Annotated in this window: 10 protein-coding genes and 1 pseudogene; 4 read left to right on the top strand and 7 right to left on the bottom strand. The window is 66.9% G+C overall.

Going from position 1 to position 14,341, the window contains the following annotated elements; translation table 11 throughout:
• Window positions 1-36 precede the first annotated feature (36 nt).
• The 5 genes from Q5701_RS08445 to Q5701_RS08425 form a co-directional block, all read right to left on the bottom strand.
• Window positions 37-1,845 carry an aminopeptidase P family protein gene (locus tag Q5701_RS08445; RefSeq protein WP_306754813.1) on the bottom strand — a complete coding sequence of 603 codons (1,809 nt, stop codon included), beginning with the start codon at window positions 1,843-1,845 and terminating at the stop codon, window positions 37-39.
• Entirely contained in the window at window positions 1,842-2,534 is a 693-nt protein-coding gene (locus tag Q5701_RS08440) for a metal-dependent hydrolase (RefSeq protein WP_306754812.1), read from the bottom strand. Before Q5701_RS08440 ends, Q5701_RS08445 begins: the two co-directional genes overlap by 4 nt.
• A 77-nt stretch (window positions 2,535-2,611) precedes the next feature.
• On the bottom strand, window positions 2,612-4,348 hold the full coding sequence (gene recJ, locus Q5701_RS08435; RefSeq protein ID WP_306754811.1) for a single-stranded-DNA-specific exonuclease RecJ: 1,737 nt from the start codon (window positions 4,346-4,348) through the stop codon (window positions 2,612-2,614).
• 67 nt (window positions 4,349-4,415) lie between these two features.
• Complete coding sequence (glpX, locus tag Q5701_RS08430) at window positions 4,416-5,381, bottom strand: class II fructose-bisphosphatase (protein WP_306754810.1); 966 nt, start codon at window positions 5,379-5,381, stop codon at window positions 4,416-4,418.
• 77 nt (window positions 5,382-5,458) lie between these two features.
• The gene (locus tag Q5701_RS08425; RefSeq protein WP_306754809.1) at window positions 5,459-5,710 is read right to left on the bottom strand and encodes a BolA family protein; all 252 of its coding nucleotides are present in this window, start codon (window positions 5,708-5,710) and stop codon (window positions 5,459-5,461) included.
• A 69-nt stretch (window positions 5,711-5,779) separates the two neighbouring features.
• Here Q5701_RS08425 and Q5701_RS08420 point away from each other — a divergent pair, with 69 nt between their 5' ends.
• Window positions 5,780-6,406, top strand: a complete 627-nt coding sequence (locus tag Q5701_RS08420) for a J domain-containing protein (RefSeq protein WP_306754808.1) — start codon at window positions 5,780-5,782, stop codon at window positions 6,404-6,406.
• 73 nt (window positions 6,407-6,479) lie between these two features.
• Here the strand turns inward: Q5701_RS08420 and lnt are convergent, their stop codons facing one another.
• Together lnt and Q5701_RS08410 are read right to left on the bottom strand one after the other, a co-directional pair.
• Window positions 6,480-7,943, bottom strand: coding sequence for an apolipoprotein N-acyltransferase (lnt, locus tag Q5701_RS08415; RefSeq protein WP_306754807.1), 1,464 nt, complete (start codon window positions 7,941-7,943; stop codon window positions 6,480-6,482).
• Window positions 7,944-8,423: 480 nt separating this feature from the next.
• Window positions 8,424-10,040: pseudogene (locus tag Q5701_RS08410) on the bottom strand (DEAD/DEAH box helicase); the annotation flags it as partial.
• Window positions 10,041-10,316: 276 nt separating this feature from the next.
• Between Q5701_RS08410 and argS the strand changes: the two are divergent.
• The 3 genes from argS (at window position 10,317) to Q5701_RS08395 (ending at window position 14,252) form a co-directional block, all read left to right on the top strand.
• Window positions 10,317-12,059: an arginine--tRNA ligase gene (gene argS, locus Q5701_RS08405; protein ID WP_306755375.1), complete on the top strand. Its 1,743-nt coding sequence runs from the start codon at window positions 10,317-10,319 to the stop codon at window positions 12,057-12,059.
• A gap of 73 nt (window positions 12,060-12,132) precedes the next feature.
• Window positions 12,133-13,263: an SPOR domain-containing protein gene (locus Q5701_RS08400; protein ID WP_306754806.1), complete on the top strand. Its 1,131-nt coding sequence runs from the start codon at window positions 12,133-12,135 to the stop codon at window positions 13,261-13,263.
• Window positions 13,263-14,252: a glycoside hydrolase family 3 N-terminal domain-containing protein gene (locus Q5701_RS08395; RefSeq protein WP_306754805.1), complete on the top strand. Its 990-nt coding sequence runs from the start codon at window positions 13,263-13,265 to the stop codon at window positions 14,250-14,252. The genes Q5701_RS08400 and Q5701_RS08395 overlap by 1 nt, the downstream gene beginning before the upstream one ends.
• Window positions 14,253-14,341: the final 89 nt, after the last annotated feature.

Here is a 14,341-nt window from a genome sequence, read left to right as displayed (position 1 = left end):
GGGGCGCTTCGCCCCCCGGACCCCCCGAGGATATTTTCATGAAGAAGACCCAAGCGGCTGCGTGGCCTGGTCCAGCCAAGCCCGCGTCTCCTCGTCCAGGTGCGGGGACAGCGTATTTTGCACCTGCGCGTGATAAGCGTCCAGCCACAGGATTTCTTCGCGCGGCAAGGCCGCGATGTCGATCATGCGGCGGTCGATGGGGCAGAGGGTCAGCGTCTCGAATCCTAGCATGGCGCGACCCGGCTCGGCTTCGGCCTGGGTTATCGCAACCAGGTTTTCGATGCGGATGCCAAAGGCGCCTTCGCGGTAATAGCCGGGTTCATTGGACAGGATCATCCCGGCCTCCAGGGCCAGGGTGCTGACGCGGCTGATGCGCACGGGGCCTTCGTGGACGCACAGCGCCGCGCCCACGCCATGACCGGTGCCGTGGTCGTAATCCAGGCCCTGCGCCCACAGGTGCTGGCGTGCAAGGGCGTCCAGATGTCCCCCGGCGACGCCCTTGGGAAAGCGCGCCCGGCTGATGGCGATCATCCCCCGCAGGACAGCGGTATAGGGGGCCACGGCCTCGGGCAGGGGATCGCCCAGCGGCACGGTGCGGGTGATGTCGGTCGTCCCGTCGGGATATTGCCCGCCGGAATCAATCAGCAGCACATCCCCCCGCGCCAGGCGACGGTTGGTGGAACGGGTGACGCGGTAATGGACAATGGCGCCATTCGGACCCGACCCGCAGATGGTGTCGAAGCTGATGTCGGTGATCCCGGCCTCGCGGCGCAGGGATTCCAGTTTCTCGACCACGTCGATCTCGGTCAGGGCCGCCGGATCCTGGGCATCCAGCCAGGCCAGCAGCCGCACCATCGCCACGCCGTCGCGGCGGTGGGCTGCGCGCATTCCGTCCAGTTCGGCGGCGTTCTTGCGGGCCTTGGGCAGGATCGCGGGATCGGGGCCCCGGGCGATCTGGGTGTTGGCGCTTTCCAGCAGGCGGAAGGCAGCCTCGGGGGCAGAAGCGGGATCAACGCGGACCGGGCCTTCCAGATCCAGCAACGCGGGTGCCAGTCCTTCGGAGTGCAGGATCGCGACCTGGTTGCCCAGATGGGCGCGCAGGGCATCGTCGAACTTGGCCGGATCCGCGAACAGCGCCAGGTGGCCATTGTCGGACAGCACCGCGAAGGATTGCACGATCGGGTTCTTGGGAACGTCGCTGCCCCGGATGTTGAGCAGCCAAGAGATCGAATCCGGCAGGGTCAGCAGGGCCGCTGCCTGTCCTTCGTCGCGCAGCATGGCGGCCAGGCGGGCACGCTTGTCGGCGGATGTTTCGCCCGCCACCGCATCGTCATGGGCTCGTGCCCGGCCCACCGGCAAGGCGGGGCGGTCTGTCCAGATCGCGTCCAGGGGGTTGTGGTCCACCGCGATCAACCCGATGCCGCTGTCGGCCAGGGCTTTTTCCAGCGTCTCGATTTCCTGGCGGGTGTGCAGCCAGGGATCGAAGCCCAGCCGCCCGCCCGCCGGCATGGCTTCCCGGAGCCATTCCGAAGGCCGGGTTTCAGGCCAGGGCACGGGCGTGAAGTGGTCGAGGTCCACCTGCGCCTTGACCTGCACGCGATAACGGCCGTCGATGAAGACGCCCGCCCGGTCGGCTGTGACGACGGCAAAGCCCGCGCTGCCGGTAAATCCCGTCAGCCAGGCCAGCCGCGCATCGGCATCGGCCACATATTCGCCCTGATGGACATCCGCGCGCGGAACGATGAAGCCGTCCAGCCCGTCCCCTGCAAGCCGCGCGCGCAATTGCGCCAGCCGCGCCGGGTGATCGGCGCTGCCGGCGGGGTCGTCGAAGCTTTGGAACCTCACAGCGTGATCGCCTTCATGATTTCCGGTTCGATGACCTGCACGCCGGGCAGCCCGTCGATCAGCGCCTGCGCCGATTGTTCCAGCAGGGGGAAGGTCTTGTAATGGCAGGGGATCACGGTCTTGAAGTCGAAGTATTTCCGGGCCGCCCAAGCCGCGCGCTTCATGTCCATGGTGAAATGTCCGCCCGCGCACAGGATGCCGATATCGGGTTGGTGGTATTCGCCCATCCAGGCCATGTCGGCCATGATGTCAGTGTCGCCCGAAACATAGATCACATGGCCGTCCCCGGCGATCATGTAGCCCGATTCATGGCCCGCATAGATCGGCCCGTCCGCCCCGTTCAGCGAACTGGAATGGCTGGCGTTCACCATCGTTACCGATGCCCCGCCAAGATCCACCGTGCCGCCCTTGTTGAAGCCGATGCCGTCTATGTCGTGATGGGTGGACCAGCTGTCGATCAGGTCATAGATGCCCGCGACGGGGATCTTGAGTTCCTTGGCGATGGCCAGCGTGTCGCCGGAATGATCGCCATGGCCATGGGTCAGCAGGATATGGGTCGCGCCCTTGATGGCCTCGGGGCGGGCGTTTTCGGGAAAGACCGGATTGCCGGAAATCCAGGGGTCGATCAGGATTACAGCATCCTCGATTTCCAGGCGAAAGCCCGAATGTCCAAGCCAGGTCAGTTTCATCGCGTTCCCCTTGACAGTGCGGGGGCAAGTTAGCGGCGGGGCCGTGCCGTGACCAGACGCGATAGAAGGGGACATATTCAGACCGGCGCCGCATCCTCCAGCCGCAGGCGCAGGCGTTCGCGCCCGTTCCAGGTGGACAGATCCAGCCTGCCCGCCAGATGAAAGCGCCGCCCGCGTGCGCCCAGCAGCGCGGGACCAAGCGGGCCGGTCATCGCGCCCCAGGCCACGGCCTCGAGGACCGGGCCACCGGCGCTGCGGAATGACAGGCGCAGGTGGTTGTCGCCCATGGTGCTGGCGCTGTCGATCAACTGGTCGGCAAAGGCAAAGCGCGGCGCAGGGGCAGCCTGGCCGTAAGGTCCGGCATCCTCCAACTGGCGATAGATTTGCGGCGTGGCGCCTGCGCATTCCATCAGGCCCGAAATGCGCAGGTCACGCGCCCCCGTCCGCTGTGCCAGATCGGGGGCGATCAGGTCGGCCAAGCGCGCCATGGCGGCGGGGATCAGGTCTTCGGCCACGGTCAGGCCTGCGGCCATGGTGTGCCCGCCCCCCTTGATCAGCAATCCTTCCTCCGCAAGCCTGTGGATCGCGCGCCCCAGGTCAACGCCGGGGACCGACCGGGCGCTGCCCTTGCCGATCCCGGCATCAACCCCGATCACGACCGAGGGCAGGTCGCTTGCCTCTTTCACCCGTGCGGCCACGATGCCGACGACGCCCGGATGCCAGCCTTGTCCTGCGGCCCAGGACAGCCGCGCATCGGACCGCGCCTCGACCTGGGCGAAGGCCTCGTCACGCACGGCGGCCTCGATGGCGCGGCGGTCGCGGTTCAGCATATCCAGTTCCGCCGCCAGCCGGCCGGCCTCTCTCGGATCACGGCAGGACAGGCACAGCGCGCCCAGATCGGCCCGGCCCACGCGGCCGCCCGCATTGATGCGCGGGCCCAGCAGGAAGCCCAGGTGGAAGGCGCTCGGGGGGCCGTCAAGGCGCGCTACATCCGACAGCGCCACCAGGCCGGGGCGCTGCCTGCGGGCCATGATGGCCAGGCCCTGCCGCACAAAGGCGCGGTTGACGCCAACCAGCGGGGCCACATCGGCCACGGTCGCAAGCGCCACCAGATCCAGCATCGCCATCAGGTCAGGCTCGGGTCGTTCCATGGCGCGCAGCACGCGACCCGCCTGCACCAGCGTCAGGAACACCACACCTGCGGCGCAGAGGTGGCCCAGCGATCCATCCTCGTCCGCGCGGTTAGGGTTCACGACGGCCAGGGCAGGGGGCAGGGTCTCGCCGCCCAGGTGGTGGTCCAGCACGATGATGTCGGTGCCTGCCGCAGCCGCCAGGGCGTCATGGCTCAGGGTGCCGCAATCGACGCAGACGATCAGGTCGTGGTTCTCGGCCAGGGCCGCCATGGCAGGGGCATTCGGGCCATAACCTTCGTCGATGCGGTCGGGGATATACAATGTGGCATCCCGGCCCTGACCGCGCAGCCAGTCCAGCAGCAGCGCGGCCGAGGCGCCGCCGTCCACGTCGTAATCGGCAAAGACGGCAATGCGTTCCCCATTGACGGCCGCAGCCACCAACCGCTCCGCCGCAATCCCCATGTCGCGCAGGGACAGCGGGTCGGGCAGCAACTCGCGCAAGCGCGGCGTCAGGAATCCTTCGGCGCCATCCGCCTCGACCCCTCGTTCGGCCAGGACGCGCGCGACGGCCAGGGGCAGGCCGGTGCGTTGGGCCAGCCCTTCCGCCAAGCGGTCCGCCGTGCCGTCCGGGCCGACCCACCGCCGATTTGTCAGCGATTGCTCGATTCCCAGAAACGTCACGGCAGCACCTTCTTCTTCATCAAAATATCCTGGGGGAGTCCCGCAGGGACGGGGGCAAAGCCCCCTTTTACTTGATTGGGTTGCGATAGATCATCCGCCGGACCGATCCGGTCTTGGACCGCATCAGGATCGTCTCGGTCGTCAGATAGCCGGGCTCGCGCTTGACGCCAGCCACGATCGACCCGTTCGTGACCCCGGTCGCGGCAAAGATCACGTCGCCCGTCACCAGTTCGTCGCGTGCATAGATGCGGTCAAGGTCGGTGATGCCCGCCTTGCGCGCGCGGCCGCGTTCGTCGTCGTTGCGAAACAGCAGCTTGCCCCACATCTGCCCGCCCATGCATTTCAGCGCGGATGCCGCCAGGACGCCCTCGGGGGCGCCGCCGGAACCCATATACATGTCGATGCCGGTCAGTTCGGCCTCGGCGCAATGGATCACACCGGCCACGTCGCCATCGGTGATCAGCCGGATCGCAGCGCCGGTGGACCGGACCTCGGCCACCAGATCCTCGTGCCGGGGACGTTCCAGGATACAGACGGTGATGTCGCTGTCCTTGACGCCGCGCGCGTCGGCCAGGGCGCGGATACGCTGCGAGGGTGTCATCTCCAGGCTGACCACATCGGTCGGATATCCCGGCCCGATGGCCAGCTTTTCCATATACACGTCCGGCGCGTGGAGCAGGGTGCCCCGCTGGGCCATTGCGATCACGGTCAGCGCGTTCGGCATGTCCTTGGCGGTCAAGGTGGTGCCTTCCAGGGGATCAAGGGCGATGTCCACCTCGGGGCCTTCGCCGGTGCCGACTTCCTCGCCGATATACAGCATCGGCGCCTCGTCGCGCTCGCCCTCGCCGATCACCACGACGCCCTTGATGTCCAGCATGTTCAACTGGTCGCGCATGGCGTTGACGGCGGCCTGGTCGGCGGCCTTTTCGTCGCCGCGCCCGATCAGCCGGGCCGAGGCATGGGCCGCAGCCTCGCTGACGCGGGCCAGGCCCAGCGAAAGCATCCGGTCGTTGAAGTCCTTGGGCGCGGTCATGTCCATCCCTCGTTGCGACAGCTTGGACGGGTCTTACGCCCCACCCGCTGCAGCGGCAAGCCTGTCGGCGCTAACGCCTAGGCATCCGTCAGATCAAGCGCCAAGGCATGGATGCGCGGCACGATATCGCCTAGGGTCTGGTGGACCAGCCGGTGCCGCGCCACGCGGTTCAGCCCGGCAAAGGCGGGGCTGGCCATGCGGATGCGGAAATGGGTTTGCCCGCCATCGCGGTATCCGGCGTGGCCCCGATGGCTTTCGCTTTCGTCGATGACCTCCAGCCGAGTGGGGTTCAGCGCGGCCAGCCTTTCGCGCATTTCATCTGCAATCATCCGTCAAGACCTTTCATGTCGCGTCAAAAACCCTAAACTGCCGCCTCCGAGTCGCAAAGGTGCCCCAGGATGAGCAGTAACGACCCGTTCGGCTTCGACATTTCGGCCGCGAAGGACAAGAAGCGCAAGAACAAGGGCCGTCGCGGTATGTCGGGCGCCTTCGAGACCTCGACCCGCATCTGCGACAAGCAGGGCTGCGACGAGCCGGGGCAGTATCGGGCACCCAAGAACCCCCGGCATCTGGACGACTATTTCTGGTTCTGCAAGGACCATGTCCGCGAATACAATGCGAACTGGAATTACTTCCAGGGCCAGTCCGAGGAAGAATTCCAGCAGTTCATCGACAACGCCACCGTCTGGGAACGTCCCACCAAGCCCTTTGGCCGCGCCGCGGCCGAGGACAAGTGGGCGCGCCACGGCGTCAGCGACCCCTTGGAGATTCTGGGCGCCAATGGCACTGCCCCCGAGGCCCGCGCCAAGGCCAGCCGCAAGTTGCCGCCCACCGAACGCAAGGCCCTGGATATCCTGGAAGCCAAGGACAGCTGGACCCGGGCCGAGATCCGCAAGCAGTACAAGTCGTTGGTGAAAGACCTGCATCCCGACATGAATGGCGGCGACCGGTCGGACGAGGATCGCCTGTCCGAGGTGGTCTGGGCCTGGGATCAGGTCAAGGACAGCCGGTTCTTCAAGGACTGAGGCCGGGCAGGGGGCTGCCGCCCCCGTCCGCTGCGCGGCCTCCCCCGCGGATATTTGAGTGAAGAAGACGCGGTCAACGGCGCTTGCGGGGCAACGTCGCTGCAAGAAGAACCAATAAGGCGAACAGGACGACAGGCGCGTTGCCCCATGTCATCCAGGCGGTTTCCTGCAGCGGGGCAGGCAGGGCCGCGTCGATCTTTCCCTCCATTCCCAGGGCGAGCGATTGGCGGACCTGGCCATGGGGGTCGATGACCGCGCTGATGCCGGTATTGGCCGCGCGGACCAGCGGCAGGCCAGATTCGATCGTGCGTAGCCGGGCCTGGGCGAGGTGCTGGTAGGGACCGGAGAACTGGCCGAACCAGGCGTCGTTGGTGGCTTGCAGCAGCCAGGCCGGGCGGCCGTCAAGGCCCCGCAGGTGGTGGGAAAAGATCGCCTCGTAGCAGATCAGCGGCTGGAAGGGCGGAAGGCCCGGCACGGACATGATCGATGGGCCGGAGCCGGAGGAGTAGCCGTTTCCCTGTTGCGCTGCAAAGGCGGTGATGCCGATCCGTGACAAGGCATCGCCCCAAGGCACGTATTCGCCGAAAGGGACAAGGTGGAACTTGTCATACAATGCGCCGATAGTCGTATCGGGGTTCAGCGTGGCCAAGCTGTTATAGAACCGGCTGCCGTCGCGGCGCTGGATGCCCATGACCAGGGGTGCGCCTGCGGCCTGGGCCATGGCGGGCAGGACAGGGCCTGCGTCCTCCAGCAGGAAGTTCACCGCTGTTTCGGGCCAGATGACCAAATCACGCTGTCCCGGTTGCGCAGACAGGTCCAGCAACCGCTGGAAAAAGATCGCGGCCCATTCGGGATCCCATTTCAGGTGCTGTTCGGCGTTAGGCTGGACGATGCGCAGGATCGTGGGGGTATCGGCAGGCAGCGGTTGCGCCAGCCGCGCCTGCCCTGCCGCCCACAACCCGCCGGCCAGCGTCAAGGCCACCGCAGCGGCAGGCAAGGGGCGGATCAGCGAGGGAAGGACCGCCAGTCCCAAGGTGATCGCACTCAGCCCGATGGCGCCGGTCCAGGCGGCAGCCTGCGCCACCGGCGTGTCGATCCAGGCATGGCTGATCAGCGCCCAGGGCAGGCCGGTAAAAATCCAGCCCCGCAGCCAGTCGGACAGCACCAGGGATGCGGCAATCGCAATGGCCCGGCGCGGCCCAAGGGGGGTCAGGCGCGTGGCAAAGGTGGCGGGGATTGCCCAGAACAGCGCCCCACCCCCGGCCATCATGACCAAGGCAAAGGGGGCCATCCAGCCATAGATGTCAGGTTCGACCAGGAACGGCTCGACGATCCAGGACATCGACAAGGCAAACCAGCCAAAGCCCGCAGCCAGCAGGGGCCAGAAGACCCCGCCCGACCGCGCGACGTGCCGGATCAGGACCGCCAATGCCAGAGGCGTGGCGATCCAGATGTCAAAGGGTGCCAGGCCAAGCGCCGCGATCAAGCCAAGCGCAAGCGGGGCCCAAAGCTGCCGCAGAGGCGGACGGCCGCGCATTGGCTGTGCTCAGGCCTCGGCCTCGGCCTTGTCGGCGGGCGCTTCGGGGGCCGCCTCGTCGGCTTTCTTGCGGCGCGTGCGCTTGGGCTTGGGCGCGGCTTCTGCTTCGGCCTGCGGGGCATCCGCGGGGGCTTCGGCTTTCTTGCGGTGGGTCCGTTTCGGCTTTTCCGCAGGCTCGGCCGGGGTTTCGCTGGCCTCGGCTGGACTGTCTGCCTCGGCCTTCTTGCGGCGGGTGCGCTTGGGCTTGGGCGTTTCCTCCGCCACGGGATCAGTGGCGGGATCGGCCACTGGACCTGCAGCGGGCGTCGAAGCCTCAGGGGCCTGTTCCGCCACAGGATCGCTAGCCGGCGTTTCATGCGCCGGGCTTTCCTGCACCACTTCCGGCGCGGCTATATCGACCGGGCTTTCCACGACGGCGGTTTCTGCCACGGCCATGGCCTCGGGCTTTTTGCGGCGATTGCGGCCACGGCGCGGCTTGTCGGACTGGCTGTCTGCCGTGACCGGCTGGACAGGTTCCGCCGGCCGGGCACGTTCGTCGCTGTCCTGCGAGGTCGAGGCCAGGGCGCGGCGCAGTTCCACCAGCATGAATTCCGGGACATGATCGCCCATGCCCATCACCGCAGGACCGCGATTGTCGTCGCGCCGCCCACGGCGTTCGCGGCCCTGATCGCGGCGGTCGTCGCGCCGTTCTTCCCGGCGCTCGTGACCGCGATCCTCGCGCCGTTCCTCCTTGCGTTCCTCGCGGACGGGTTCGCGGCGGGTTTCCTCGCGCGCGACAGGCTCGGCGGCGCGCTCTTCGCGGGGTTCGCGCCGTTCGTCATCGCGGCTGCGGCTCTCGTCGCGGCCACGGGCCTTGTCGCGACCACGGGTCTTGTCGCGGGCGGGGCGGCGGTCATCGCGGCCCGCGTTGCGGTCTGTGTCGGACAAGGTGAAGCCTTCGGGCAAGGGAACGCGGGGCAGGGCTTGTTTCACGAGGTTTTCGATAGCGGTCAGATATTTCTCGTCCGACGGGGTGGCGATGCTGAAGGCGCTGCCCAGGCGGCCCGCCCGGCCCGTGCGGCCGATGCGGTGGACGTAATCCTCGGCATGGGAGGGCAGGTCATAGTTGAACACATGGCTGACCGCCGGAATGTCCAGGCCCCGCGCCGCCACGTCGGAGGCGATCAGGAATTTCAGCTTGCCTTCGCGGAAACTTTCCAGGGTGCGGGTGCGGTGGCTCTGGTCCAGGTCGCCATGGATCGGCGCCGCGTCATAGCCGTGCTTGGCCAGGGACTTGGCCAGGATATCCACGTCGGTCTTGCGGTTGCAGAAGATGATGGCGTTCTTCAGCCCGCCGCTTTCCGTTTCCGGGCCTTCGGCGTCGATCAGCGCGCGCAGCAGGTCGCGTTTCTGCTTGGCGGCCATGTCGCGGCGGGTGGGGGTCAGTTCGACCAGCTTCTGGGTGATCGTTTCGCTTGTGGTGGCCTGGCGCGCGACCTCGATCCGTTCGGGGGCGTGCAGGAAGGTGTTGGTGATGCGTTCGATTTCCGGCGCCATGGTGGCCGAAAAGAACAGCGTCTGGCGGGTAAAGGGCGTCAGTTGGAAGATGCGTTCGATATCGGGGATGAAGCCCATATCCAGCATCCGGTCGGCCTCGTCCACGACCATGATCTGCACGCCGGTCAGCAACAGCTTGCCGCGTTCGAAATGGTCCAGCAGCCGGCCCGGCGTGGCGATCAGCACGTCCACGCCCCGGTCGATCAGCTTGTCCTGTTCGCCAAAGGACACGCCGCCGATCAGCAGCGCCTTGGTCAGGCGGGTATGTTTCGCATAGGTGTCAAAGTTCTCGGCCACCTGGGCCGCCAGTTCGCGGGTCGGGCACAGGACCAGGCTGCGCGGCATCCGCGCACGCGCGCGTCCGCGCCCCAGAAGAGTGATCATCGGCAGCACGAAGCCTGCCGTCTTGCCCGTGCCGGTCTGCGCGATCCCCAGAACGTCGCGGCCTTCCAGGGCCGGGGGGATGGCGCCGGCCTGGATAGGCGTCGGCGTTTCATACCCGGCCTCGGCGATGGCCTTGATCACGTTGGGATCGAGCTTGAGATCGGAGAATTTCGTCATTCGGGGGCTTTCCAAGGCTTGCGCGGCGGCAGGCCGGCGCGTGGCGTTCCATTGCCGCGTCGCCCGGGTGGCTGCTGCGGCCTGCAATGGGACGCAGACTCGCACGCCCCTTCAGTCGGCCCGCCGGATGCGAACCATGCAGCGACTTAGACCAAGTGGACCGCCACGTCAATGTTTCGCCCCGGAAACCTTACGAAAAATGCAGGTTTTCGGGCTTTGTGTTGACCAAACCCCGCCCCAGGCGATAACCGGCACCGGACAGTCAGGAAAGCGATGATGAACCTATTCACCGATCTGCGCGGCGTCGTGCTGGCCGCGTTGCAGCAGATGACGCAGGCGGGCGAATTGCCCGAGGGTTTGGATTTTGGCAATGTCGCGGTCGAACCGCCGCGCGATCCCGCCCATGGCGACATGGCCACCAATGCCGCGATGGTGCTGGCAAAGCCCGCCGGGCTGAAGCCTCGCGACATTGCCGAGCGCCTGGCCGCCCGCCTGACCGATCCGCGCATTGCCGCAGCCGAAGTCGCGGGACCGGGATTCCTGAACCTGCGCCTGTCCCCCGCCGTCTGGCAGGGCGTCGTCGGCACCGCCATTCGCGAAGGGGATGCCTTTGGACGTTCGGATATCGGCGCGGGGCAAAAGGTCAATGTCGAATTCGTCAGCGCCAATCCCACCGGCCCGATGCACGTAGGCCATGTGCGCGGCGCCGTCTTTGGCGATGCGCTTGCGAACCTGCTGGCGTTTTCGGGCCACGAGGTGACGCGCGAATACTATATCAACGACGGCGGCGCACAGGTCGATGTGCTGGCCCGGTCGGCATACGAGCGTTACCGCGAGGCCAACGGGCTGGAACCTGAAATCCGCGAAGGACTTTACCCGGGCGATTACCTGATCCCCGTGGGCGAGGCGCTGAAGGACAAGTACGGCACCCGTCTGCTGGATCGGCCCGAAGGCGAATGGCTGGACGAGGTGCGCGATTTCGCCATCCTGGCCATGATGGAGATGATCCGCGGCGATCTTGCGGCGCTGGGCGTCCGCATGGATGTTTATTCCAGCGAAAAGGCGCTTTACGGCACCGGCCAGATCGAGGCCGCGATCGAGCGGTTGCGGTCGCTGGACCTGATCTATCGCGGCGTGCTGGAGCCGCCCAAGGGAAAACTGCCCGAGGATTGGGAGGAGCGTGAGCAGCTTTTGTTCCGGTCCACCGCCCATGGCGACGACGTGGACCGGCCGATCCAGAAGTCGGACGGGGCCTGGACCTATTTCGCGCCCGATATCGCCTATCACTGGTCCAAGATCGACCGGGGCTTCGACCAGCTGATCGACGTGTTCGGCGCCGATCACGGCGGCTATGTCAAGCGGATGCAGGCGGCGGTCGCGGCCTTGTCGAACGGCCGGGTGCCGCTGGACATCAAGCTGATCCAACTGGTCAAGCTGTTCAAGAACGGCGAGCCGTTCAAGATGTCCAAGCGTGCGGGCACATTCGTCACCCTGCGCGACGTGGTCGAGGAGGCGGGCGCCGACGTGACCCGCTTTATCATGCTGACGCGCAAGAACGACGCGGCGCTGGATTTCGATTTTGCCAAGGTTCTGGAACAGTCCAAGGACAACCCGGTCTGGTATGTCCAGTATGCCAGCGCGCGGGTTCATTCCGTCCTGCGCCGGGCAACTGATTCGGGGATTGAGGTCGGTGATTCGGTTCTCGCCTCGGCGGATTTGACACAGCTTTCCCATCCGGCCGAGCTGGATCTGGCGCGGAAAGTCGCCGAATGGCCGCGCCTGGTCGAACACGCGGCCCGTGCGCATGAACCGCATCGCATCGCCTTTTTCCTGTACGACATCGCATCCGACCTGCATTCGCTCTGGAACCGCGGCAATGACGATCCGTCGTTGCGCTTTGTGCAAGATGGCAATCCGGACACGTCGCAAGCAAAAATCGCGCTGGTGCGTGCAGTTGGCGTTGTTATTTCATGTGGTCTCGCTATCCTTGGGGTCACGCCGGTCAAGGAAATGCGCTGACTTCACAAAGCGCCCCCACCGGTCGGAACGGGCAGTCAAGTTCAAGTCGGATCAACCGGCAGGCAGGCAGGCTATGGCAGTGATGGATTTCCGCGAAGGCGGCTATGTTTTCTCGCGGCACAAGGTGAAGCGCGAATTTTCCTATGAAGGGGGCGGCCGGGACGACCAGCCGCACCGGGACGGGGCGCGATCGGCGTCGGACCCCCAGGGCAACGACAGCCTGACCGCCCGGTTCGCGCGGTTGACGCATTACCTGGGCGCGGTCGCCTCGGTTGCGCTGATGGTCGGGCTGATGGTCTGGGGATGGCAACTGGTGTCGCGCGACGTGTCGGGCGTGCCGGTGATCCGCGCCATCACGGGCGATGCGCGCACCACTCCGTCCGATCCCGGCGGCGAGCTGACGAACTATACCGGCTATGCGGTCAATACCGTGGCAGAGGGGATCGACCACCAGCCAACCCAGCAGGTGGCCATTGCCCCCGCGCCGGTCGGTCTGTCGGACGAAGACGTGGCGATGGGCCAGCTTGGCGCCACGTCCCGCCAGCCTTCGGTCGTATCCGAAACGCCGCTCAGCTTTGACGGCGAACCTGTCCTGCCCTTGTCCGACAGCGAAGCGCGCGCCCTGGCGGAAACCCAGGCCGAGGCGCAGCGCTTGGCCCTGGCCGACAGCGCCGTGCAGGACGCCACGATCATCGACGCCCCCGCCAGCGAAGGCCCGGTGAACGAGGCGCTGACCGACGAAAATGGCGCGCCCGCGCAGGCCGCCGCCATCACCGAGGCCTTGGTCCAAGCCCAGGCCCAGGCCAATCCCGGCGTGCTGACCGCGTCCCCCCGGCCCACGCCGCGCCCGCGCAGCACCCGCGTGGCCTCGGCCGGGACAACCGCGACCGATGCGCGTCCCGTTGCCGCCGAGGCGCGGCCCGAGGCGGCGCCTGCGCCCGCGCCCGCGCCCGTGTCCCAGGCCAGCGGCCCGCAGGTCCAGTTGGGCGCCTTTGACAGCGATTCCATCGCGGCCAGCGAATGGAACCGCCTGATGAACAAGCATGTCGTCTTTGGCGGCAAGCAGCAGGTGATCCAGCAGCACCAGTCGAACGGCCGCACCTTCTGGCGGCTCCGCGTCGCAGGCTTCGATTCGCTGGGCGAGGCACGCCAGTTCTGCGCCGCGCTGAAATCGGCGGGCACGGACTGCCTTGCCTTGAACTGATGGCTGCCAGTGCCACGATCCTCGGCGGCATCGCCGGGACCAGACTGACAGCGGCCGAGCGGGCATTTTTCCGCGCGGCCGACCCTTGGGGCTTTATCCTGTTCGGGCGCAATGTCGAAAGTCCCGATCAGTTGCGCCGCCTGACAGGTGATCTGCGTGACGCGGTAGGCCGCGATGCCGTCATCACCGTCGATCAGGAAGGCGGACGAGTGCAGCGTTTGCGCGCGCCCCACTGGGCCGACTGGCCCGCGCCTCTGGATCAGGCGGCTGCCGGGCCGCGCGCGATGTGGCTGCGCTATCACCTGATCGGACGCGAACTGCGGGCCGTGGGGATCGACAGCAACTGCGCCCCCACGCTGGACGTGGCGCAGGCCGACACCCATCCGTTTCTGCGCAACCGTTGCCTTGGCACGGACCCTGCCACGGTTGCCGTTCTTGGCCGCGCAGGCGCCGACGGGATGCTGGCCGCAGGCGTGTTGCCGGTGATGAAGCATCTGCCGGGCCATGGGCGCGCCGTCGCCGACAGCCACCACGACCTGCCCATTGTCGCGGCTGCGGTGGAAGACCTGGAAGTCCTGGATTTTGCCCCCTTTCGTGCCTTGCGCGACCTGCCGATGGGCATGACCGCGCATATCCGCTTTACGGCCCTGGACGACGCCCCGGCCACGGCATCCCCCCGGATGATTGGCCTGATCCGCGACCTGATCGGCTTTGATGGTCTGCTGATGACCGACGACATCACCATGAACGCCCTGTCGGGAACACAAGCCGAACGGGCAACGGCATCCCTTGCCGCTGGCTGCGACCTGGTGCTGCATTGCAACGGCACGGTTGCGGACATGGAACCGGTGGTCGAAGCCGCAGGCGCCATGTCGCCGGATGCCCAACGCCGCGCCGATGCCGCCCTGGCGCAGCGCCGCCTGCCGCAGGAACTCGACCCCGGCGCGTTGATGGCGGAATGGCACAGCCTCGCAGGGGCTACTGCCTGACGCTTCTTCTTCACGAAAATATCCTCGGGGGGAGTCCCCGAAGGGGACGGGGGCGGAACGCCCCCGCAACGCTGTCCGCTTGACTCCGG

Source organism: Paracoccus actinidiae (assembly GCF_030863885.1).
Lineage (GTDB): Bacteria > Pseudomonadota > Alphaproteobacteria > Rhodobacterales > Rhodobacteraceae > Paracoccus > Paracoccus everestensis.
Note: the sequence above shows the minus strand (reverse complement) of the source record. Positions and strands in the feature narration are given on the sequence as shown.